Raw genomic sequence first — 22,113 nt, 5'->3', positions numbered from 1 at the left:
GTCGCCATGTCAGCAATGGCTGCTTGTCGGCTAGGGTTGCCCGGCAGTTCAGCAGCTGCCATTCCGTTCATGCTGCAAGAGGCCCACCACCATGCGTCTGTCATTGACCATGCTTGCCGCTGCCGTGATCGCCACCTCCGCAAGCGCCGCCGAGCTGACCGGGACACTCCACAAGATTAAAGAGACCAACAGGATCGTGCTCGGCATCCAGGAAGCCTCGGTGCCCTTCAGCTATCTCGACGGCGATCAGAAGGTGATCGGGTACGCCGTCGATATCTGCATGAAGATCGTGGACGCGGTGAAGCAGGAGCTCAAGCTTTCCAGCCTGACAGTCGAGACCAGTCCCGTGACGTCGTCCAACCGCATTCCGCTGATGATGAATGGAACGGTCGATCTGGTCTGCTCATCGACCACCAGCAACGCGGAGCGGCAGCGCCAGGTGGCGTTCACGAACTCGCATTTCCTGTCGGCGACCCGTTTTGCGGCTAGGAAGGCCGACAACATCGCCACCATCGACGCGCTGAAGGGAAAGCCTGTTGTTGCGATATCAGGCTCGACCAATATGGTGCAGCTCACCCAGACCAGCACGGCGCGAAATCTCGGCGTGGCGGTGCTGGCTGCCAAGGATCAGGCGGAGGCGTTTTTGATGCTGGAAACCGGCCGCGCCGCCGCCTACGTGCTCGATGACATGCAGCTCGCCGTCGCGATCGCGCGATCCAAAGACCCGTCGGCCTATATCATCAGCGACGAGGCATTTTCGAAGGCCGAATCGTACGGGATCATGCTGCGCAAGGATGATGCCCCGTTCAAGGCCGTTGCGGACCGCGCGATCGCGAACCTCTACCGCAGCCCGGAGATCGAAGTCATCTACAAGAAATGGTTCGAATCGCCGGTGCCGCCGAGCGGCCTCAATTTCCGCAATCCGATGCCTGCGGTTTTGCGCAACGCATTCGCAAACCCATCTGATAGCCCCGACCCGGCAAGCTACGAGCGCTAGGCAGCGCGGCCTGATGCGACTCAAGGGAACCTTGCTGCATCGAGCAAGGAACGTCGACAGACCGCTTCGAACATTTGTGCGTGTTCGGTGCGCGGCGGCGTAACACAAGCTCCTTGCCCCCGTAGGGAAAGCCTGGGGAGAGCAAGGAGAGTTGCCATGAGCACATCCGTCCTGTTTTGGCGCCGGACCGATATCGAGGGCCTCGAACGCCTGGAACTGACCATCGAGCCTGACCAGGTCACGGCCACCGCCACCTCGATCTGCCTCGAAGCCGGTGGCTATCGCATCGACCACCGCTGGCGGCTCGATCCCGAATGGCACGCGCTGACCGTCACGGTGGAGCGCTGGAATTCGCAAGGCCGTGGTCTCCTGCATCTGGAACGCGCCGGAACCGGCTGGCGGGTCGACGGCGTGCTGCGGCCAGACCTCGAAGGCGCCGAAGAACCGGACTTGTCGATCACGCCATTCTGCAACACCTTCCCGATTCGCAGGACGCCCCTTGGCGCAGGAGAATGCCTGCCGCTCGATACAGCCTTCATCGATGGGCCGGCGCTGACGGTGACACGGTCGCGCCAGCGCTACGACCGTCAAGGTCCCGGCCGGGTACGCTACGTTGATCTTGGACTATCGTTCGGCTTTGAAGCGGATCTGGTGGTCGACGATAACGGACTGGTGCTGCATTACGAGCACCTGTTCGAGCGCGTCTCGCCGACCGCCTGACATGCGCGTCGCGGCTACTGCGGATACCTCCGTAACGCGCTGCGCCGGACGCACTTACCGATCACGCTTGGCGTGCGATTAGAGCTGCCAACAACGATCTGATCAATCTCAAACAGCGTGTTCCGGGTAAGCACCATCGTCTCGATGGTTTGCCCGGGCCGAGATGCCGCGGGGTACCGGGTCGAGAGTCTTGACGACGTCCCTCCCAGCCGCGGCGGTGGCCGGGCGACCGACGGGAGGTGGCCCGCCATCCAGCGGTGGCAGGCTGATCGCCGCGCGCAGCCCTTTTTGCGCGTTGGTCAAGACGATATCTCCGCCGTGGTGGCGGACAATGGTCCGGGCAATGGAAAGGCCGAGCCCGACGCCTCCGGTTTCGCGATTCCGCGAATTCTCCATCCGGAAAAACGGCGTAAAGACCTGCTCATGGTCGCTGTCGGGAATACCAGGTCCATCGTCCGAGACGATGATTTCGATACTATCTGCCTTTCTCTCCACGCTGACGCGCGCCCGCTCGCCATAACGGATGGCGTTTTCGACGAGGTTGCGGCACGCCCGGCGGAGCGCGTCGGGCCGGCAGCTGTAGCTGATCTTCTGCCGCTCGGAGAACGAGACGTCATGGCCGAGTTCGGCGAGGTCGTCGCACAGACTTTCCACGAGAGCCGAGAGGTCCACGGTCCGCGTGTCTTCTGCGGCTGCATCTTCGCGCGCGAATGCGAGGGTCGCCTCCGTCATCGTCTGGATCTCGGAAATGGTGGAGAGCATCTTCTCGCGGATGTCCTCGTCGGACACGAATTCTGCACGCAAGCGGAGCGAGGTCAGCGGTGTGCGCAGATCATGGCCGATGGCGGCCAGCATCCTGGTGCGGTCGTCGACGAAACGATGCAGGCGTTCTTGCATACGATTGAATGCCTCGGCCGTACGTCGGATATCGTCGGGACCGGTTTCCGGCAGCGGCACGACCTGCTGACCACGGCCGAGGGCTTCGGCGGCGACGGCCAGGCGGCGCAATGGTTGCGCGATGCCGCGTGCAGCGAATACGGCGATGATCGACAACAACGTTGCCGAGAGACCGAGCGCCAGCGTGGATTGGGAGGTCCAGAAGCCGTCTTGCGCGGGTTTTGCAAATACCGTGTTCAGCCATGCGCCGCCCGCCAACTGAACGGCCAATCCCATGCCGGTGGCGTCATCGAGATAAAGGAATTTCGCCGGCCTGGACAGCGGCCAGGCTTCCGGCTTCAGATCTATCCATTGCAAGGGGCTGGCGTCACCGTTTCTGGCATTATTTCGGGCGAAATCCGGCCTCACCTCAGCCGGCGCGTTATGGCCGCGAAAGGACACCCGCGGCAATGGCTGCGCCAAACGCTCCCATGCCTCCTCCCGCCATGCAGAGGCATCCTTCGGACCGCTGGTCGAGATCCAGTATCGCGCCGAACTGGTGTTACTGGCATTGAGGATATCGGTCTGAAGCGCCGGAGGGGTCGCCTCCAGGACCCGCGCGAGCGACGCGCAGCGGCTCAGCAGTTCGCCCTTCGCGGACTTCCGAATCGTCTGCCCATGTTCATCCCAGGAAATGAAGAACACGATTGCTTGCGACAGCATCAGGGACAACAGAGTGAAGCAGATAAAGCGGGCAGCCAGGCTGCGCTTCCACAAATTCATCATGGCTGCTCAACCTGTGCGACGAGGCTGTATCCTCCGCCCCAATGGGTCTTGATCAAGGCTGGCACTTTCGGGTCAGCTTCGATCTTCTTGCGCAAGCGGCTGACCTGATTGTCAATGCTCCTATCGAACGGATCGGCATCGCGGCCGACCGTCAGGTCAAGCAGCTGATTGCGGCTGAGTACCAGGCCGGGGTGATCGAGAAATGCGCACAGCAGGCGGAACTCCGCCGTGCTGAGCGGCACGGCGACGCCGTCGTGTCCAACCAACTCGCGCCGGCTGACGTCGAAGGTCCACCGATCGAAACGTACAACCTTGGTCGCGAGCCGGCCCCTTTGCGGCGGCAGGCTTTGAACCCGTCGAAGCACCGCCTTGATGCGGGCAAGCAGTTCGCGAGGATTGAAGGGTTTGCTGACGTAGTCATCGGCGCCTACTTCCAGGCCGACGATTCGATCGGTCTCCTCCGCCATGGCCGTCAACAGGATAACGGGAAGGTCCGTCGTGCTGCGCAGATGACGGCAAAGGGACAATCCGTCTTCGCCAGGCATCATGACGTCGAGAACCACCAGGTCAAAAGCGCTTCGTTCCAGCAAACGGCGCATTGCGACAGCGCTCTCCGCAAGGCTGATGCGGTAGCCATGCTGCATCAGGTATTTGCCGACCAGATCGCGAATATCACGATGATCGTCCACGACGGCGATGTGCGGTGCCGAATCCATCTGGTTTGCTCCGCTCCGGATCATACTGAAATCCAGCATCCAACCCATCGGAAAAGTGTAACAGAATGTACCGGCCGCGCACGATGGCGTGAAATCAAATCCCTGCGCGGCTTAAGATCGCGATCGCCAGATGCCGACCAATTTTGGAACTTCACTATTCGATGTATGGCCCTCGGCCTGAGTATGCCCCCTTTCGGCCTGGCTGAAACAGTTTAGGCACAAGCTGTCGCAGAACGTTGTCGCGGTTAGCCATCTTTGTCGCAAATTGTCGCAGACCCGGATGCCTGCTCACTTGATGCAATTTGGCAAGCCGCATTGACGGCAGGATCATTGCAGAGCGGATGACGGAAGCGGCCATAATGAACGCCGCTCAACTGTCGCGAACCATGCGATGGACCATTCCTGAGACAGATCGCGACAATTTCCTGCAGCGGCCGGCAAAGTTCTGCGACATCCGGATCGCATCGTGCGCATGTCCAGCGAAGCAGGAGCGCTACATGTACGACGCGATACACGCCGTGGCCAACGGAGCCGTTCCGGAACATTCGAAAAGCTCGTCAGCCGGTGGCGGTGAAGACTACGCCAGACCGAAAGGACTTTTCCTTCGCAAAGCTGCAGTTCGGACAGGTTGGCTGCTCGTTCTGCTGCTGCGGAATATATCGAACTCGGCCACGCCCCTCGAGTTGACATATGGTGGAACGCGCATGGCTATTTCACGTTTGGTGACCGAGGATGAGATGTCCGAGAAAAATCTCAAGCTCCGTTGCAGAGTGCCCGACTTTGCTTCGTCCAGTGACTTTACCTCGTCAAGTAATGGCACACGCGGTCCGTCTCGATGAGGCAAGCGACCGGGCACACGCCATTGCCCGAAGCCGGATCGCGCAGGGGTCCCAAGCTCGATCGCCAAGCCAAGCGTGCAATTCTTGAAATACTATACTTTGCGTTGGGCTGCATTTTGCGCTAGAAGAGGCGATTGCATATTGGATTGCCGCGGGATGCTCCTGCGTTGCTGATGATCGAAGTCGACGCTGCAACGCCGCCGAGCGCGCGCGGAAGCCCGTTCGTGAACCTTTGATTTTATGAAGCTTTTTTGAAAGCTAAGCGATGGCAGCGGACCAAGTCTCGTTCATGAAGGCGGCGCTAGCGCCGCACAAGGACCTCGTATCATCGCCGGTACCGATCGTGCCGTTCGCAGATTGGGACTTTTATTATACGACAAAGCCCTTGGAATGGCGCGCCAAGGCCGGTGCGCAGGGGACGCCCGCACAGGTCACCGTCCCCGCCGGCTTTGTAACGGATCTTGCGAGCATTCCAGTCGCGTTCTGGAGCGTGTTGCCGCCGGCGGCGCGCTATTCCTATCCGGCTATCATTCACGACTATCTGTACTGGTTTCAACCTTGCTCGCGGGCGGAAGCCGATGCCGTTTTCGAGGCGGCGATGGCGGACTTGCTGGTTTCCTCCGCGAAGATCGCGATCATCTACAACGCCGTCCGTCTCGAAGGTAACGGCGCCTGGGACAGCAACGCAGAATTACGTCAAGCAGGCCAGCGACGTATCCTCAAGAAAGTTCCAAGCAAAGCGACGACGACATGGGACGTCTGGAAGACTCTTGACGTCTTTTGATCGGGAGCGGCACCTGCTGCTTCGTTAGGGGGCGAGATGACCGCGACGAGACAGGCGCTGGTGATCGGCAACAGCGGCTACGGCGGCAATCTCCGGCTCAACTGTCCGACCAACGATGCGACCGAGGTCAACCGCAGCCTGACCGACCTCGGCTTCCAGGTCACCTTCGGAACCGACCTTGGTTTCGAGGCGATGCAGGCTCTCGTCGAAAAATTCCTGGGCCGCGTGAACGAGCCGGCCACGACGACGTCATTGCTCTACTATTCCGGTCACGGCCTGCAGATCAACGACCAGAACTATATGGTCCCGATCGATTTCGACCGTCTTGCCGATCAGCACGTCGCCCAGTTGGTCAGCGTGCAATCGATCGCGACGAAAATGACGGCCGAGACGGCCGTTCGTATCATTCTCCTCGATGCCTGCCGCAGCAACGCCGACGCGCAAAGCTTCGTCGGCGGCGGCAAGCAGCTGAAAATCGGCAAGGAAATCACGGTCGATGGCGAACTCGTCACAGCGAACGGCCTTGCCTCCATGCAGGCGGCGATGAACACGTTCATCGCGTTTGCGGCAGGTCCCGGCGAGGTTGCCTACGACGGAGGCGACGGCGATCATCTCAGTCCGTTCACCGAGAGCTTCCTGAAATATGTCGACGCGGCCGACCTGCCGATCTCCAATCTCACCAGCCGCGTGCGGCAGGATGTGCTGGCCCGGACCAACAACATTCAGAAGTCCTGGGACCAGTCTTCCTTGATGGAACCGTTCTACTTCAACCCTGGCAGCCTGCTGATGTTCATGGGTAACCTCATGGCGCTGGTCGGCCTGATCACCACGGTCATTCCCTATTCGCTCGTTCTTGCATGGAGCGAGCTGACATGGCCGTGGGTCCTGATCGGCGCGACGTTGCCGATCATTTCGCTGTGCATCCTGCTGTACGGGGCGCAGAGCGTCTATTCGCGGCTCAGGGGCCGCTACGTGAGAGCGGCCGGTGGGGCGACGACAGCCTGGCGCCATCTGGCGACGTCCAGTCAAAAAGGCATCCTTGGCGGCTATCTTGGCACCTCGCTCGGCGCCATGCTCCTCAGCGCCGTCTATTTTACCGGGTGGGACCAACGCTACGGGGAGTTCAACCGCGTTCCTCTCGAAATCACCGTCGCGACGGCACTGACTGGCGCTCTCCTGGGTATGCTGAGCCTGCTGTGGGCGCGCGCATCGATCGGACTGAGCGGGCTCGTCGTATCGGAGAACCGGTCGCCGACGCGAATCCTGCTGGGGACAATCTGCGGCGGCGGATTGGCCGGCCTGATCGCAGCGCCGCTCATTACGATGTATTTCGGCCGATTTGAACGCCCGCTCATGACGCCTGACTTGCTGTTGCCCGGAGCGATCCTGGGCACGTCCATCTTCATTTTCTCGGTCGTGAATTTCGATTTCGAGCGATTGAGCGCACGCAGGATCTGGGCGAGCGTGAAGGCTTCGTGGGCCGCGCTGGGTATCGGCGTGCTGGCAACGGGCCTGATTTTCGGACCGCTATATCAACTCGGCATTGTCGCTGTCATCACGGACTATCTGATGGGCAATAGCGGCAACATGATCGCCATGGCCAAGGGAGGTGCAATCTATGGGTTTCCCGTCGGCATCATCCTGGGAATCATGATCGGCGCCGCCGTCATCTTGACCGAACGATGGTCGCAAAAGCCCGTTCTCGATTAGGTGCGCACGGTCGAGCGCATAATTCACTCGACTGCGATTTCCGGAGCATGGACGGTCCGGGGATGACCCGGACCGCCAGGAAGTCCGTCTGGTGGAAACGCCGTTACTTCAGCAATTGCGCCACATTGTCCTTGGTGACGAGGTCGAGGCCGGTATAGACGATCTCCGGCACCTTCTGGCCCTTCTTGATCGCCAGCAGAATGTCCATCGCCTTCTCGCCCATCTCGAACGGCCGCTGGCCAGTGAGCGCGTTGGAATAGCCGTCGCGCAACAGTTCGAGCTGCATCTTGAGCGTATCGGCCACGACGAGGGTGAACTTGCCGGCGTCGATATCCTTCCTGTTCTTGTTGACGAAAGCCTTGTAGCCCTCGGGCGCGAACATCGGCCAGCCGCCGACCGGCACGATCGCGGCAAGATCCGGCGTCGCGGTGCGCAGGTCGGTCATCTGCTGGATGCCGAGCGCGGGGTCATCATTGCTGAAGGCCGGCGAGCCGGAAACCTCGACCCACTTCGATCCCTTGAGCGCCTCGCGGACACCATCGACGCGTTCGGCAAGATTCTTGGCGCCGGGACCGCCGGAGATGATGGCGTATTTGCCGCCATCCGGCCGGAGCTGCAGCAACTGCTTGCCGAGCGCGAGGCCGAAATCCTTGTTGTTGGTACCGATGTAGGCGATGCGCTTGGAGCCGGGCGCATCGGCATCGAAGGTCACGACGGGGATGCCAGCTGCCATCGCCGCGTCGATCGACTTGGTCATCGCTGCGACGTCGGCAACCGAGATCGCAAGGCCGTCTACCTTCTGCGTCACGAAGTCCTGAATGATCTGCGCCTGGGTTGCCGGTTCGTGCTCGACCGGTCCCTTGTAGATGCACTGGACATTGCCGAGTTCCTTGGCGCGCTTGAGGCAGCCGTCGCGCGCGACGTCGAAGAACGGGTTGTTCATCGCCTTGGGCACGATAACGAAGCGATACGTCTGGGCGAGCGCCGGGCTGGCCATCATTGCGATCGCCATGCCGGCAAGAAGAAGCTTCCTGATTGGTTTCATTGCTGTCCTCCACATTTTGACGCCTATCCTGAAGACGTTCTGTTCCGGGGGCGGATAGACGGTACCTTCGTTGTCCACCCGGACAGCAATCTCACAACATCACAACATGCGCGAACGTATCCGGTCGACCAGCACGGCCAGGATGATGATCACGCCCACCAATGCCTGCTGCCAGTAAGAGTTGACCTGCGCCAGCACGAGACCGTTGCGGATCACCTCGAGCAGCACGCAGCCGACGATGGCGCCGAGCGGCCCGCCCACGCCGCCGGCGAGGTTGGCGCCGCCAATAACCGCGGCCGCGATCACGTTGAGCTCGTAGGACGTCGCCATATTCGCCGGCGCCGAGCCGAGCCAGCCGGACACGATGATGCCCTGCAGGCCCGCGGCAAGCGCGCAGATCACGTAGACCTCGATCTTGACCCGCACCACCGGGATGCCGGTCAGTTCGGCCGCCTGCTCGTTGCCGCCGAGTGCAAAGACGTGACGGCCGAACGCCGTGTGGTGCAGCACGACGGCCATCACCGCCGCAAGGACGACGAGATAAAGGAAGGGTGCAGGAATGCCGAACAGATCGCCCGACGTGAGCGCGTAGAAATAGCCGGCATCCGGCCCGCCGGGAAAACTGCCCCTGCCGTTCGAGACGACATAACCGAGACCGCGCACGATCGAGAGCATGCCGAGCGTGGTCACGAAGGGCGACAGGCCGAGCACCGCGATGCAGAAACCATTGACGAGCCCGACGATCAGCGCGGCCCCAAGTCCCGCGAGCACCGAGATCAGCAGGATCAGGCCCGGCAGATTGGCGACCACGGTCTTGCCGTCGGCGGCGATGTGCACGAACAGCGACGCACCGGGCATGTCCGGCGTTGACAGGCTCGTCATCACCATCGACGTGATCATGGCGGAAAAACACATCATCGAGCCCACGGAGAGATCGATGCCGCCGGTGATGATAACGAAGGTGACCCCGAGGGTGGCGATGGCGATGAACGAAAAATTCTTCGCCACGTTCTGCATGTTGCCTTCGGTGAAGAAGTAGGGACTGGCGAAATGCATGATGATGAGAAGCATCAGAAGCGCGATCGCCACGTAACCGGTCTGCGAGGCGAGGATGCCGCGCTGCCACCATCTGGCCTGGCCGACATTGGCAAAGGAGATCGGGGATTCCAGGGGCAGGGCCATCACGCCGCCTCCTTCGCGCCGGTGATGAGGGCCGTCACCTCTTCGGGACTGGTCGCACCGATCGGCCGGTCCGCCCTCTTCTCGCCGCGACGCATGACGATGACGCGGTCGCAGACCGCAAAGACGTCGGGCATGCGGTGCGAGATCAGCACGACGGCAACGCCCTGCTCTTTCAGGCGATGGATCAGGCCCAGCACCTGCTCGACCTGCCGCACCGATATCGCGGCCGTGGGCTCGTCCATCAGGACAAGTTTGGCGTTGGACAGCCGTGTGCGCGCGATGGCGACCGCCTGGCGCTGGCCGCCCGACATCTGCTTGACGAGATCGTGCGGCCGGGTCTCCGAGCGCAATTCTCCGAACAGCTCGAGCGCGCGCGCCGCCATCATCTTGTGGTCAAGCAAGGCGAACGGCCCGAACCTGCGCTTGAGTTCGCGCCCGAGGAAAACGTTGGCAGCCGCCGTCAGATTGTCGGCAAGCGCCAGTTCCTGGTAGACCACCTCGATCCCCGCGGTGCGCGCGTCGACGGGACGGTGGAAATGCACGGTCTCGCCCTCGAAGCGGATTTCGCCGTGGCTGGGCCGAAAATTGCCGGCAATGATCTTTGCAAGCGTCGACTTGCCGGCGCCGTTGTCGCCCATCAGGCCGACCACCTCTCCAGGCGAAATCTGCATGTCGACGTCATGCAGCGCGCGGATCGCGCCGAACTCCTTGCCGATACCGGTCAGTTCCAGGACCGGTTTCCCGGCCGTCGTCGCCGTTGCCATGACGGTCTCCCATTCCATTCGATGATGCGCGCGATCGAGTTTACCTTGGATCACACGTACCGGTTGACCAGGGATTCCAGATATTCCTGACGTCCCGAGCGAGGCTGCGGATCCATGCCGCCGGCGAGCGCCCGGTCGGCAAGTTCGGTGAGCGAGCGCTGCCCTGCGAGGATGGCGCGGCCTTCCGGGGCCGCCCATCCCTTGTAGCGCTCGGCAAGCGGGGCCGTGAGCACCTCGCCATCAAGCATTTCGCTGGCGGCCAGCAGCGCGCGCGCACAGGCATCCATCGATCCGACATGGGCATGGATCAAGTCGTCCGGATCGATCGACTGGCGCCTGATCTTGGCGTCGAAGTTTAGACCGCCCGTCGTGAAGCCGCCGCCCTGCAGCATTTCGTGAAACACCAGCGCGAGTTCCGGCACGTTCATGGCGAACTGGTCGGTATCCCAGCCGAGCAGGTCGTCGCCGCGGTTGATATCCAGCGAACCGAAGCTGCCGAGTGCCTGTGCGAGAGCAACCTCATGGTGGAATGAGTGACCGGCGAGGATGGCGTGGTTCTGCTCGATGTTGAGTTTGACGTCGTTCAGAAGATCATAGCGCTGCAGGAAACCGTAGCAGGTGGCGACGTCGAAGTCGTATTGGTGCTTGGTCGGCTCCTTGGGCTTGGGCTCGATCAGGAGCGGCCCCTTGAAACCGATCTTGTGCTTGTGCTCAACCACCAGCGAAACAAAGCGGCCGAGCTGGTCGAGTTCGCGCCTGATGTCGGTATTGAGCAGGGTCTCGTACCCCTCGCGCCCGCCCCACAGCACGTAGTTCTGGCCGCCCAGCCGATGCGTCACCTCGAGCGCCGCCCGCACCTGTCCGGCGGCGTAGGTGAACACTTCCGGATCCGGATTGGTGGCCGCACCGGCCATGTAGCGGCGGTGGGTAAACAGGTTGGCGGTTCCCCACAGCAGCCGAACCTTCGCCGCCGACATCTTCTGTTCGAACCGATCGGCGATGGCGTTGAGGTTCTTGACGGACTCGGCGAGCGACTGGCCTTCCGGCGCGACATCCGCGTCGTGGAAGGTGAAGAACGGCACATCGAGCAGGCGGAACATTTCGAACGCGACGTCGGCCTTGGCGTGGGCGAGCGCCATCGGATCGGAGCCGTGGTGCCAGGGCCTGAGAAAGGTCTCGCCGCCAAACGGGTCCCCGCCGGGCCAGCCGAACGAATGCCAGTAGCAGACGGCGAAGCGCAAATGATCCTCGAGCCGGCGGCCACGGACGATGCGGTCCTTGTCGTACCAGCGGAAGGCGAGCGGGTTGTCCGTCTGCGGGCCGCCAAAGGCGACCGGCTCGGTGGTTGCGAAGAAGTTCGTTGATGCGTTCACGCGGACAACTCCTTGAGCGCGGGATAGAGCTTTCGCCACTGCCGATAGCCGTCGTCGTAGGCGGCGACGGCCGAGGGACGCGGCACGAAGGTCGCGAGCCGGCGCGGCCGGCGGCACACGGTCGCAGGCTCTTCGCAGGTGGCGGCCAACCTGCCCAGTCGCGCCGCGCCAAGCGCCGCGCCAACCTCGCCCTCCTCGACGCGGTGGACCGGAATAGCGAGCACATCGGCGATGATCTGCGCCCACAGCGCCGAGCGCGATCCGCCGCCCACGAGGTCGACTTCCATGATCGGAGAACTGGCGTCGCCCAACGCGGCCAGATTGTCGCGCGCGGCATAGCCGACGCCTTCGAGCACCGCCTGAACGATATCGTCGCGTCCCGTCGCGCTGCGAAGGCCGACGAAGGCACCGGCGGCGGCGGCGTCATTGTGCGGCGTGCGCTCGCCGTCGAGATAAGGCAGGAACTGCACCGGGCTTGGCCGTTCGACGACCTCGCCGAGCGGGCCGAGCAACGCCGAATCCGTCGTTGCCAGGATACGCGAGAGCCAGGCCAGCGAAGCCGCAGCCGACAACATCACGCCCATCTGGTGCCACAGGCCGCCAAGCGCGTGGCAGAACGCGTGGACGGCGGAAGCCGGTGCCGGCGCAAACCGCTCCGTGACGCGGAACAGCACGCCCGAAGTCCCAAGCGACAGAAAGGCATCGCCCGGCGCGATGGCGCCCAGCCCAACCGCGGTAGCGGCGTTATCGCCCGCACCGCCGGCGACCACCACCTCGCGTGGCATGCCCCAGCGCCGCGCGTATTCAGGCGCGAGAATGGCGCAGGCGTCGCTACCTTCGACCAGTTGCGGCATATGGCCTGGATCGAGCCCCGTCGCTTGCAGAATCGTCTCGGACCAGCAGCGCCGGCCCACGTCGAGCCAGAGCGTTCCGGCCCCATCCGACATGTCCTCGATCATCTCGCCGGTCAGGCGGTAGCGAACATAGGCCTTGGGCAGCAGAACCTTGGTTACCTTCGCGAACACGTCCGGTTCGTGCCGCGCCACCCACAAGAGCTTGGGCGCGGTGAAGCCCGGCATCGCAAGGTTGCCCGCGATCGCATGCAGCGAGGGGCAATGTTGTTCGAGCTCAGCGCACTCGGCATGGGCGCGGCCGTCGTTCCACAGAATGGCCGGGCGCAGCGGCCGCCCGTCCGCGCCGAGCAGCGTAGCGCCGTGCATCTGGCCGGAAAGCCCGATTCCGCGAACTTGCGCCGTTTGGTGCGGATGCGCGGCGGCAAGATTATCGACCGCGGCGACCGTCGCAGCGACCCAGGCATCCGGATCCTGCTCGGACCAAAGCGGCGCGGGATGCGACAGCGTGAGGCCGCGCGAGGCCGTCGCGACGACCGCGCCCGCCTCGTTGACAAGTACGGCTTTCACGCCGGACGTGCCGACGTCGATCCCCAGATACACGAACTCTCCTCCCTTGCTCCCGTATGGTCGGCGATCTGCGTCGCCTCTCCCACGCTGAATGATGCGCTACGGCAGATTGTCCCTCATCACGATATCGATCCGGATTTTTTCCTGTTCGCTCAGAATCGGCTCGCCCCTGGCCAGCGCGAGCAGAACACGCACAGCAGCGCGCGCCTCATGCCCTGGATTTTGCGAGATGACTGCGTCCATCACCCCCTGCAGCAACAGCTTGCGCGTCACCACCGTCACGTCATGCCCGGCGAATACAATCTGGTCCGCCCGCCCCGCGTCGATCAGCGCCTTCGCAACGCCCGGCGTTCCCGCGCCGACGTTATAGAGGCCGACAATGTCGGGATGGTCACGCAACAACTTCATCGTAAGGCGCTCAGAGCGATCATCCTCGTCCCGACCCTCGAGGACCGGCAGCACATCGAGTTGCGCAAACTCCGCTTCCATCACCTGATTGAAGCCGAAGATGCGCTCGGCATGGTCGCGCAGGCCAAGCGAGCCGGCGACGATTGCAATCTTCCCCGGCCTCGGACCGACGAGACGGCCGACCAGCGCGCCTGCGGTACGTCCGGCGGCGATGTTATCGACGCCGACGTAGTGGTGACGTCGCGAGGAAGGCACGTCCGAGACCAGGGTCACGACCTTGGTGCCGCCGTCGACCAGGTCATTGATCGCGGCGCGGACGCTGGGATGATCGAGCGCCACAACCGCTACACCGTCGAAGTCGCCGGCCAGGGATTCGAGGGTGGAGGCAAGCATCGGGGCATCGAACACGTCGGTCGCGACCGTCGCCACCGCGAGGCGGCGCGCTGACAGCCAGGCCGCCATTTCGCCGAGATAGGACTCGATCTGCTGCATGAACAGGTTTGGCCCGGACGGCATCACGAACGCGAAGCGCCGGGCCCGGCCGCGGGCCAACTCGGCCGCAGCCACATGGGGCTGAAAGGCGTTGCGTTCAACTGCCTCCCTGACGCGGCGGACCGTGTCCGGCCGCACGCCCGGACGATTGTGGAGCACACGATCCACGGTCGCCAGACTGACCCCTGCCTGGCGCGCGATGTCCCTCAACGTGAGCGGCGCTTCCTGCTCCTTCATCGCCCACCTCTAGCAGAGGTGTTTTGAGGTACGCAACTCATTTCTGAGGGATCGAACTTGTCTCACTCCACCGGCGTCTCGCCTGTCTATTTTTCCTAAGTCGTCCGGCTAATCCTTCGCCTGACCGCAACCCGCTACGGGCGATCGGCAATCCGACTGTGACGCGCGCTGCGTCATGTGAAGCCTAGGCTGCGCGGTCCTTGCCCAGGATGAATCGCGCCGCTCTTTCCCCGATCATGATTGTGGGAGCATTTGTGTTTCCGGAGACGAGCCGCGGCATAATTGAAGCGTCGGCGACACGCAGATTGTCGACACCCCGCACCTTCAATTCTTCGGAAACGACCGCCTTTGGGTCGTCCGGCGGGCCCATCTTCGCCGTACCGGAGGGGTGAAAGACCGTCTTTGAAATCCCGCGAACATAATCGCGAAGCGCCTCCCTGTCGTTTTCAAGCCCGGGCTTGGGCAATACGCGCCGCTTCACGAGACGGGCAAGCGAGGGCGCCTCGGCGATGCGGATACTCAGTTCAACGCCTCGCACGAGGGTTTCTACATCCGCCTGCTCGGCGAGCGAATTGGCAACGAAGAGTGCGCGGTCGGCAGGGTCCGGGGAACGCAACCGAACGGACCCACGCGACTGCGGACGCAACACGCACGGCCCGATCGAAATGCCATGGCCGGGGTCCGGCGGACGATCGGCGAAGCCGACGAATGTTGGAAGGACATGAAATTGCACGTCAGGCTCTCCCGTTCCGGCGGTGTCGGCAAAACCGCCGGACTCCACCACCGTCGAGGTCAACAGCCCGGTCTTGGTCAAAAGATACTGCACCATGTGCGATACGGCCCGCAGACCCTTATCTTCGCCGAATATCGAGATCGGATCCTTGATCTCGCACTGGACAGTTGCCTCGAGATGGTCCTGATAATTCTCGCCGACACCAGGCAGGTCGGCAACGACATCGATCCCGTGCTGACGCAAGTGTGCGGCCGGCCCTACGCCCGACAGCTGCAAGATCTTTGGCGTAGCGAGAGCCCCTGCCGTGAGGATCACCTCGCGCCGCGCCTTCACAGTCGAGCCGTCATCGAGCATCACGCCGGTCGCGGTCTTTCCATCAAACACCACCTTTTGGACCCGGGTTGCCGTTCGGATCGTCAGATTGGCGCGACTTTCCGCCTTGCGCAGGAAAGCCTCGGCGGAACTGCGACGACGCCCGCGGCTTGTCGTAGTCTGATAGAAACCGACACCTTCCTGTCGAGCTCCGTTGAAGTCTTCATTGTAAGGAAGCCCGGCCTCCTGGGCAGCACGGATGAACGCCCATGACAGGGGATGACCGTAGGGACGATCCGAAACCGTCAGTTCGCCGTCGACGCCATGATACTCGCCGCAAAGCCGCTGGTTGTTCTCGAGATCGCGGAAGACGGGAAGAACCTTTTCGTAGCCCCAGTTTCGACAGCCCATCTGCGCCCAGGTGTCGTAGTCTTGCCGCGAACCCCTGATGTAGACCATTGCGTTGACTGAGCTGCCGCCGCCGAGCACATGACCCTGCGGTACGATTGATGGACGACCATTCAACCCCTTCTCCGGTTCGGAAGAGTAGAACAGGGCGTCCCTGCCCTTCTCCAGAACCTTGAAGAAGGTCGCCGGGATGTGGATATATTTGTCGCTGTCGCGCTGTCCGCTCTCGATCAGGAGAACCCGCGTGCCAGGATCTTCCGACAAGCGCGATGCGATAACGCATCCGGCCGAACCGCCGCCGGCGACGATGTAGTCGTATTCCTGCATGGCTTCCCCCGGCCCTTCAGTTCCGAACTAGCAGAACACCGTCTGGACGGTCGTGAACTCTTTCAAACCATCGACGCCGAATTCGAGGCCGAAACCCGACTGCTTGACGCCGCCAAACGGCGCGTTCGGCTGAATGGCGCCGTGCTTGTTGATCCACACCGAGCCCGCCTCGATTCGGCCCGCAATTCGTTTTGCCGCGTCCAGATCGGATCCCCAAACGGAGCCGCCAAGACCCATCGAGCTTGCGTTCGCCTTCGCGACCGCTTCTTCGACATCGTGATAACGGATGATCGGCAGAGCCGGCCCGAACTGTTCTTCGTCGACCAGCCGGCAACCGTGATCGACATCCGCGACGAGCGTAACCGGATAGAAATATCCCGGGCCACCGGCCGGGTCGCCGCCGATCAACACGCGGCCGCCCTTTTCCTTCGCTTCTTCGACAAATGCAGAGACGACCTCGAACTGCCGCTTGTTTTGAACCGGTCCAAGCGTGGAGGCTTCGGACAGCCCGTCGCCCACGACAACTTTCTGTGCATAGGCCGTCAGTTCGCGACAGACGTCATCGTAAATGCTGTCGTGAACGTAGAGCCGTTTCAGCGCGGCGCAGGTTTGCCCGCCATTGATGAACGCGCCCCAGAACAGGCCCTCGGCGATCGCTTTTGGGTCGGCGTCGGGCAATATGACCCCCGCGTCGTTACCACCGAGTTCGAGTGTGAGACGCTTCAGTGTCGTCGCGGCGCTTTTCATGATCTTGCGCCCGGTCTCGGTTGAACCAGTGAAGGTAACCTTCGCGATGCCTGGATGCGCGGATATCAGGGCGCCGATCTCGTTCTCGCCCGTGACGACGTTGACCACACCGGGCGGCAATGTCTCGTTCATGAGTTCGACGAGGCGGATCGTGCTGAGCGGAGTGAGCGGGGACGGCTTGATGACGACGGTGTTTCCGGCGCGGATGGCTGGGATAATGTGCCAGCACGCAATCATGACCGGCCAGTTCCACGGAGTAATGGAGCCGACCACGCCGATCGGCTTGCGATGAAGCTCCACGCGGCCTTCAGGGCCGTCCTGCAGCACTTCCGGTGGAAGAGACAGATCGCTGGTGTGACGCGTCCAGGCTACGGCCCCGCCGATCTCAAACCGGGATCCCAGGCCATTGAGCGGCTTGCCCTGCTCGAGCGTGAGCAGTCGCGCCAGCTCTTCGGAATTCGCTTCGATCGTTTTCGCAATGGCGCGACAGGCTTCAGCCCTCTCGGAATCCGCAGCTTCCTTCCATTTGAGGAATGCATTTGAGGCTGCCGCTACAGCCGCGTCGAGATGGGCCGCCGTGGCGACGGGCATCGCTCCCACCACCCCTCCGGTCGAAGGATTGATGACGTCCTGAAAGGTCTCTGTCTCGACCTGACGACCATCGATGAACAAGCTCCAGCGCCCCATGCGAACGTCTCCTGACCCGCGATTGTTGCGTTCAGGAAAAACGATCGGGCCTCTGCTGTCTTGGAATATAACGCGGCACCAATTGGACCGAAGCGCAAATCAACCGCGTGAGAGCTCCTTCGGAGAGCAGTCGAAGGCCTTCTTGAAACACCGGTTGAAATAGGAGATATCATTGAAGCCCGACGAATAAGCGATCTCCGCGATGGTACCGTCGGTGGCCCCGCGCTGCTTCTCGACCAGCCGATCCCTCGCGAGATGCAGGCGACGGTCTCGAATGAAGCTGGTGACCGTGGTGCCGAGGGCGTTAAAATCCTCCTGAAGCGTACGCATTGAGACCCCGAGCCGAGCCGCCAACCATTGCGGCGTCAGTCGCTCATCGGTGAGATGACGGTCGACCAACAGCCGCGCGAATTCCAGCCGGCCACCGGCGCGGTCTTTCGGACAAAGGGGGGCATCGGGCCCATCCACTGCAAAGGCCTGCCGCGTCGCCTGCAAAAACAACTGACGTAATTCGGCTGACCGTTTGTGACTGGAGGAAGTCTGCAGCATCTTGGCGACCAGCGCCCGTAACATGGTCGACATCGGGTCATCGGCCGCCAGGCGCCGCGATATCTCAAAATCGTTCGGCCTTTCGGCAAGCAGTAATTGCCTGGGCAAATGCACCGACAAGTGGTTGCTGAAGCGGCCTTCGAAATAGAAATTCGAGGGCAGAGAAGAGTCGACGAGGATGCAGTCTCCGGGCGAGATCATATTTTGACGCCCGCGCTGCTCTACCCCACACGAGCCCTCCAGCTGGACCAGCAGAAAGAAATGTTCGCCATAGTCGAGGCGAATGTCGCGCTCGTTGCGTCGAACAACCTCGACGTCAGTGGCGACTTGAACGACTGCCACACCGGCCGCATTGGAAAGCGACACGCCTCCGTTGACGAAATCGCGTTGCTCCCAGCCAACCGGAGTGAAGCGACCACAGACGGATTGAAGCCGATCCCTCCACTCTTCCAGGGGAGCTTGACCCCAGACCTCGGGAGTCCGGTCGCTGAATTCCTGGAGCTGCATGCGCGCCCCTCCCTAAAAGCGCCACTGAGCGGGCGATTTTGATAACATGTTAAGCAGCACGCATGCCGAGTCAACACCCCGCGGAGCGGTTGAAACAAGCGTGCCAGCTGACGAAAAGCGAGCCATCGATAGGGTAGAAGCTCTGACCTGGTTCACCGTCGAAGCTTAGGCCAGATAGGCGCTATGCAATATCTCCGGATTTCCAACCAGCTCTTTTGCTTCGCCCGAAAAGCAAATCCTTCCGCGCTCCATCACGTAAGCCGCATGTGAGATCCTGAGCGCGATATGGGTAAACTGTTCGATCAGGAGCACACCGACCCCCTCCGATGCGAGCTTCTGAAGCACGGGAACGAGGCGGGCGACGACGACTGGCGCCAAACCGAACGACAGCTCGTCCGCAAGGAGAAACCGCGGTTTTCCGACGATCGCTTGGGCGAGTGCCACCATCTGCTGTTGCCCGCCGGACAAGTCACCCGATCGCACGCGCAGGCGCTCACGCAGCTCCGGGAATGTATCGAGCGCAAGTGCGAGCGCCGACTGAAGTTGAGCACGCGTGAGCTGGCAGCCCGCCACCTTCAGATTGTCCTCGACGCTCAGGTCGTTCAGTACCTGATGCCCTTCAGGCACGGCCGCAACACCGTTCGCACGCACGCTATCCGGTCTCTGGCCCACGATTGACTGGCCGTCCAGCGCGATGACGCCGCTGGAGACCGGCAAGACGCCCGCGATCGCAAGCACCAGGCTGCTCTTTCCCGCGCCATTAGCGCCGAGCAGCGCGGTAATCTTTCCCGGCGAAACCGTCAGATCGACGTCATGCAGGATCGCCTTGCCACTGCGCGCGACGTTCAAGCGCTGCACTGTCAGCCCGGTGCTCACGCGCCTTCCTCCAAGACTCCGAGATACGCGGCCCGGACCTTCGGATCGGCAAGCACGTCCGGGGGCGGGCCATAGGCAATCGGCGAGCCGAAATCGAGCACCAATGTCGCCGTGCAAGTTGCCGAGATAAGATCGACGTCGTGATCCACCAGCAACACCTGCGCGCCGCAGTAGCGGTGAACATCCCTGATGATCCGACGCAAATGCTCGCTCTCGTCCTGCGCGAGGCCAGCGCCTGGCTCATCCATCATGATCAGACGCGGGCTCCCGACTGTCGAGCGCGCGATCTCGACCATGCGCCGTTCAAACGCATTGAGGCTGCCTCCAAGCACATTGGCCTTGGCGCTGAGACCGACGAAATCCAGAGCCTTCGCGATCAGCGCCCTGCGCGGTTGGTCATCGGTCGGCACATTATCGAGCACGGCGGCGACGTTATCGGCGGCGCTCAGATTCTCGACCACTTGCTCGTTCTGGAAAGTGCGACGGATGCCGAACGCGGCGCGCTTGTGGACGGGAATGCCCCTCAGATCCTCGCCGTCCACCTGGACCGAACCCGCCGCAGGACGAATGAAGCCGGACAGCACATTAATGAGCGTCGTCTTGCCGGCCCCGTTGGGCCCAACCAGTCCTGTGATCGGCGCCGGCAGGGTTGCGGTCAAGGCGTTTAGACCCCGCACGCCACCAAACAGCACTGTCAGATCGTGGATCTCGATCACGCCGCGGTCCTGCCATTGCCCTTGAGTAATTTGCCGGCTGCCCTAAATGCATCGGCAAGTTGGCCTGCTATGCCCTGTGGAGCGGTCATCAGGGCGTGCAGAAGGCCGACGCCGAAGGCCATGGTCGCGATATTGCCGTCGACATGAAACTCGTTCAGCAAAGCGGGGAAAGCCCGCAACAACAGCCCGGCGATGATCGGCCCGCACCAGGAATAAGCGCCCCCGACAATCGTCAGCGCGAATAGCATGATCGACTGGCTGGCCGGGAAAGCGCTGCCGTCGAGCTGACCCACGCCGCCCGCGAGCAATCCTCCGGCGATGCCCGCGAGGAAGCCGGCAAGAGCGAAGGCCCAGACCTTGTACGCGACGATGTGGACGCCTCCCGCCAGCGCACAGACTTCACCACGGCGAATCATGGCCCATGCGCGGCCGGGTCGTCCGCGAACGTGCGCCAGGACGAGGAGATAGCAGAGCGCCGCGATGACAACGGTGTAGCGGAAATAGGCCGGGTCATTCTGCGCAAGGAACGGGCGAACCATCATGACGCGGGCCCCCGTGCTCTTGCCGAGAATGCCCGTGCCGCCATCGGGAAACCCAAAGGCACTGATCAGCACCTGTATCGCTCCCGCCATCATCAGGGTGATGATGGCCAGATACAGCCCACGCATCCTGAGGGCGGGGAGCCCGACGACCAAGCCGACAAGCGCCGCGGCGGCTCCTCCCGTCAGAAGCGCCAGCTCGAATGGCGCGCCCATTCCGTGCGATATTCGCAGTGCGAACCATCCCCCGACGCCGAGCAGGCCGAATTGCGCCAGCGAAACCATGCCGAGCTGCGCAAAAAGAACACTGACGCTGAGGCTCGCGACCACCAGCGCCGAAACCGAAATCATGACCCGGAGCCAATAGCCGGTCAGGAACGACGGCAGAAAATAGAGGGCCGCAAGCGCGCCTGCACAGAGAGCGATCTCCCGCAACGGCAATCGACTGGAGACGACGAGCGAAACCCTTTCAAGACTTCGATCGGTCACTTCGCGATCACCTGTATACGAAGACAGGCTTGCGCTGCATCCACAGCATCGCACCGACCGCGAAGATGAATGGAGTAGCCGAACGGAACGGGCCTATGACGGGGACGGGTGTCAGAAGCGCTTCGCAAACACCGATCGCAAGGGCGCCGGCGACCGTTGCGGGAAGCGAAGCAAAGCGCCCGATCACCGCGGCCGCAATAGCGGGGATGACGGCGAATGTCAGAGCTTGCCCACTCAACCGCTGCAAGTCGGCGAGCAGCACGCCACTCACTCCCGCCAGTACGCCGGAGATGACCCAGGCCCAACCGTCGATTCGAAATACGCGCACGCCGAGCATCGCGCTGAGCTCACGATTGCTGGCGAGCGCGCGCATCTGAAGACCCATCCGGCTGTACGAGAGAAACAACATGACGACAGCCGTCACCGACACCCCAAGACCGAACGCGATGGCACGTGTCAGTGTGACATGCACGCCAAGAAGCTCGAAGCTCATGGTGTCGGTCGGCAAGCGCAGGCGACGAGGCGCTTCTCCCCAGAGATAGCCCATGAAGCCAAGCAATATCAGCGCAAAACTCAGCGTTGCCACCGCACGCGTGATCGGGTCGGTGGAGACCACGCGCGTCGCGATCACACTGCCATAGGCCAGCGAGAGGATCGCTGCGACCGCTACCCCCACCAGCCATGACAAGGCCGCCGGGCCGCCATGCTCCACTATCGACCAGGAGATAAAGGCGGCGAGGGCGCCGACGGCGCCCTGAGCAAAGTTGACGACGCCCGAGGCTCGATAGAGCACGACAATGCCGACGGCCGAGAGCACATAGGTCGCAGCCAGGGCGAGACCCGATACGAGGAACGGCGTGAAATCGGGCATGG

General features: G+C 62.4%; 20 protein-coding genes. 5 read left to right on the top strand and 15 right to left on the bottom strand.

The window, feature by feature from the left end:
• Positions 1-91 precede the first annotated feature (91 nt).
• Both ACSQ84_RS22540 and ACSQ84_RS22535 read left to right on the top strand, forming a co-directional pair.
• Positions 92-997 (top strand): amino acid ABC transporter substrate-binding protein, encoded by a 906-nt coding sequence (locus tag ACSQ84_RS22540; RefSeq protein WP_436213905.1) that lies wholly within the window; start codon positions 92-94, stop codon positions 995-997.
• A 156-nt stretch (positions 998-1,153) separates the two neighbouring features.
• The gene (locus ACSQ84_RS22535) at positions 1,154-1,717 is read left to right on the top strand and encodes a putative glycolipid-binding domain-containing protein (protein WP_436213904.1); all 564 of its coding nucleotides are present in this window, start codon (positions 1,154-1,156) and stop codon (positions 1,715-1,717) included.
• A 108-nt stretch (positions 1,718-1,825) separates the two neighbouring features.
• Here ACSQ84_RS22535 and ACSQ84_RS22530 read toward each other — a convergent pair whose 3' ends face one another.
• On the bottom strand, positions 1,826-3,379 hold the full coding sequence (locus ACSQ84_RS22530; protein ID WP_436213903.1) for a sensor histidine kinase: 1,554 nt from the start codon (positions 3,377-3,379) through the stop codon (positions 1,826-1,828).
• Entirely contained in the window at positions 3,376-4,095 is a 720-nt protein-coding gene (locus tag ACSQ84_RS22525; RefSeq protein ID WP_436213902.1) for a response regulator, read from the bottom strand. Before ACSQ84_RS22525 ends, ACSQ84_RS22530 begins: the two co-directional genes overlap by 4 nt.
• A 341-nt stretch (positions 4,096-4,436) precedes the next feature.
• On the opposite strand from ACSQ84_RS22525, the gene ACSQ84_RS22520 reads away from it, so the two are divergent.
• The 3 genes from ACSQ84_RS22520 to ACSQ84_RS22510 all read left to right on the top strand — a co-directional run bounded on the left by ACSQ84_RS22520 (position 4,437) and on the right by ACSQ84_RS22510 (position 7,428).
• A complete protein-coding gene (locus ACSQ84_RS22520) occupies positions 4,437-4,934 on the top strand; it encodes a hypothetical protein (protein WP_436213901.1) in 498 nt (165 codons plus the stop codon).
• 343 nt (positions 4,935-5,277) lie between these two features.
• Complete coding sequence (locus ACSQ84_RS22515; protein WP_436213900.1) at positions 5,278-5,718, top strand: DUF1353 domain-containing protein; 441 nt, start codon at positions 5,278-5,280, stop codon at positions 5,716-5,718.
• A 36-nt stretch (positions 5,719-5,754) separates the two neighbouring features.
• Positions 5,755-7,428 (top strand): caspase family protein, encoded by a 1,674-nt coding sequence (locus ACSQ84_RS22510; RefSeq protein WP_436213899.1) that lies wholly within the window; start codon positions 5,755-5,757, stop codon positions 7,426-7,428.
• Between the two features lie 103 nt (positions 7,429-7,531).
• On the opposite strand, the gene ACSQ84_RS22505 is transcribed toward ACSQ84_RS22510, so the two are convergent.
• The 13 genes from ACSQ84_RS22505 to ACSQ84_RS22445 all read right to left on the bottom strand — a co-directional run bounded on the left by ACSQ84_RS22505 (position 7,532) and on the right by ACSQ84_RS22445 (position 22,111).
• Positions 7,532-8,473, bottom strand: coding sequence for a sugar-binding protein (locus tag ACSQ84_RS22505; protein WP_436213898.1), 942 nt, complete (start codon positions 8,471-8,473; stop codon positions 7,532-7,534).
• Between the two features lie 99 nt (positions 8,474-8,572).
• The gene (locus ACSQ84_RS22500; protein WP_436213897.1) at positions 8,573-9,655 is read right to left on the bottom strand and encodes an ABC transporter permease; all 1,083 of its coding nucleotides are present in this window, start codon (positions 9,653-9,655) and stop codon (positions 8,573-8,575) included.
• Positions 9,655-10,419, bottom strand: a complete 765-nt coding sequence (locus tag ACSQ84_RS22495; RefSeq protein WP_436213896.1) for an ATP-binding cassette domain-containing protein — start codon at positions 10,417-10,419, stop codon at positions 9,655-9,657. The genes ACSQ84_RS22500 and ACSQ84_RS22495 overlap by 1 nt, the downstream gene beginning before the upstream one ends.
• A 50-nt stretch (positions 10,420-10,469) precedes the next feature.
• Positions 10,470-11,792, bottom strand: coding sequence for a xylose isomerase (xylA, locus tag ACSQ84_RS22490; protein ID WP_436213895.1), 1,323 nt, complete (start codon positions 11,790-11,792; stop codon positions 10,470-10,472).
• The gene (xylB, locus tag ACSQ84_RS22485; protein WP_436213894.1) at positions 11,789-13,246 is read right to left on the bottom strand and encodes a xylulokinase; all 1,458 of its coding nucleotides are present in this window, start codon (positions 13,244-13,246) and stop codon (positions 11,789-11,791) included. The genes xylA and xylB overlap by 4 nt, the downstream gene beginning before the upstream one ends.
• Before the next feature lie 66 nt (positions 13,247-13,312).
• A complete protein-coding gene (locus ACSQ84_RS22480) occupies positions 13,313-14,350 on the bottom strand; it encodes a LacI family DNA-binding transcriptional regulator (RefSeq protein WP_436213893.1) in 1,038 nt (345 codons plus the stop codon).
• Between the two features lie 184 nt (positions 14,351-14,534).
• The gene (locus tag ACSQ84_RS22475; protein ID WP_436213892.1) at positions 14,535-16,130 is read right to left on the bottom strand and encodes a GMC family oxidoreductase; all 1,596 of its coding nucleotides are present in this window, start codon (positions 16,128-16,130) and stop codon (positions 14,535-14,537) included.
• 27 nt (positions 16,131-16,157) lie between these two features.
• On the bottom strand, positions 16,158-17,564 hold the full coding sequence (locus tag ACSQ84_RS22470) for an aldehyde dehydrogenase family protein (protein ID WP_436213891.1): 1,407 nt from the start codon (positions 17,562-17,564) through the stop codon (positions 16,158-16,160).
• Positions 17,565-17,663: 99 nt separating this feature from the next.
• Entirely contained in the window at positions 17,664-18,620 is a 957-nt protein-coding gene (locus ACSQ84_RS22465) for a helix-turn-helix domain-containing protein (RefSeq protein WP_436213890.1), read from the bottom strand.
• A gap of 165 nt (positions 18,621-18,785) precedes the next feature.
• Positions 18,786-19,496 carry an ABC transporter ATP-binding protein gene (locus ACSQ84_RS22460; protein WP_436213889.1) on the bottom strand — a complete coding sequence of 237 codons (711 nt, stop codon included), beginning with the start codon at positions 19,494-19,496 and terminating at the stop codon, positions 18,786-18,788.
• The gene (locus ACSQ84_RS22455; RefSeq protein WP_436213888.1) at positions 19,493-20,212 is read right to left on the bottom strand and encodes an ABC transporter ATP-binding protein; all 720 of its coding nucleotides are present in this window, start codon (positions 20,210-20,212) and stop codon (positions 19,493-19,495) included. Before ACSQ84_RS22455 ends, ACSQ84_RS22460 begins: the two co-directional genes overlap by 4 nt.
• Positions 20,209-21,240 carry a branched-chain amino acid ABC transporter permease gene (locus tag ACSQ84_RS22450; protein WP_436213887.1) on the bottom strand — a complete coding sequence of 344 codons (1,032 nt, stop codon included), beginning with the start codon at positions 21,238-21,240 and terminating at the stop codon, positions 20,209-20,211. The genes ACSQ84_RS22455 and ACSQ84_RS22450 overlap by 4 nt, the downstream gene beginning before the upstream one ends.
• Positions 21,241-21,247: 7 nt before the next feature.
• Positions 21,248-22,111, bottom strand: coding sequence for a branched-chain amino acid ABC transporter permease (locus ACSQ84_RS22445; RefSeq protein WP_436213886.1), 864 nt, complete (start codon positions 22,109-22,111; stop codon positions 21,248-21,250).
• Positions 22,112-22,113 lie beyond the last annotated feature (2 nt).

The organism is Bradyrhizobium sp. LjRoot220, from assembly GCF_964252915.1.
Classification (GTDB): Bacteria; Pseudomonadota; Alphaproteobacteria; order Rhizobiales; family Xanthobacteraceae; genus Bradyrhizobium.
Note: the sequence above shows the minus strand (reverse complement) of the source record. Positions and strands in the feature narration are given on the sequence as shown.

What these genes read in the sequence shown, in the direction of transcription:
- ACSQ84_RS22540 (WP_436213905.1), top strand. Translation starts at nt 92, where the DNA reads ATGCGTCTGTCATTGACCATGCTTGCCGCTGCCGTGATCGCCACCTCC.
- ACSQ84_RS22480 (WP_436213893.1), bottom strand. Translation starts at nt 14,350, where the DNA reads ATGAAGGAGCAGGAAGCGCCGCTCACGTTGAGGGACATCGCGCGCCAG.
- ACSQ84_RS22510 (WP_436213899.1), top strand. Translation starts at nt 5,755, where the DNA reads ATGACCGCGACGAGACAGGCGCTGGTGATCGGCAACAGCGGCTACGGC.
- ACSQ84_RS22445 (WP_436213886.1), bottom strand. Translation starts at nt 22,111, where the DNA reads ATGCCCGATTTCACGCCGTTCCTCGTATCGGGTCTCGCCCTGGCTGCG.
- ACSQ84_RS22535 (WP_436213904.1), top strand. Translation starts at nt 1,154, where the DNA reads ATGAGCACATCCGTCCTGTTTTGGCGCCGGACCGATATCGAGGGCCTC.
- ACSQ84_RS22465 (WP_436213890.1), bottom strand. Translation starts at nt 18,620, where the DNA reads ATGCAGCTCCAGGAATTCAGCGACCGGACTCCCGAGGTCTGGGGTCAA.
- ACSQ84_RS22500 (WP_436213897.1), bottom strand. Translation starts at nt 9,655, where the DNA reads ATGGCCCTGCCCCTGGAATCCCCGATCTCCTTTGCCAATGTCGGCCAG.
- ACSQ84_RS22505 (WP_436213898.1), bottom strand. Translation starts at nt 8,473, where the DNA reads ATGAAACCAATCAGGAAGCTTCTTCTTGCCGGCATGGCGATCGCAATG.
- ACSQ84_RS22470 (WP_436213891.1), bottom strand. Translation starts at nt 17,564, where the DNA reads ATGGGGCGCTGGAGCTTGTTCATCGATGGTCGTCAGGTCGAGACAGAG.
- ACSQ84_RS22520 (WP_436213901.1), top strand. Translation starts at nt 4,437, where the DNA reads ATGACGGAAGCGGCCATAATGAACGCCGCTCAACTGTCGCGAACCATG.
- ACSQ84_RS22495 (WP_436213896.1), bottom strand. Translation starts at nt 10,419, where the DNA reads ATGGCAACGGCGACGACGGCCGGGAAACCGGTCCTGGAACTGACCGGT.
- ACSQ84_RS22475 (WP_436213892.1), bottom strand. Translation starts at nt 16,130, where the DNA reads ATGCAGGAATACGACTACATCGTCGCCGGCGGCGGTTCGGCCGGATGC.
- ACSQ84_RS22525 (WP_436213902.1), bottom strand. Translation starts at nt 4,095, where the DNA reads ATGGATTCGGCACCGCACATCGCCGTCGTGGACGATCATCGTGATATT.
- ACSQ84_RS22530 (WP_436213903.1), bottom strand. Translation starts at nt 3,379, where the DNA reads ATGATGAATTTGTGGAAGCGCAGCCTGGCTGCCCGCTTTATCTGCTTC.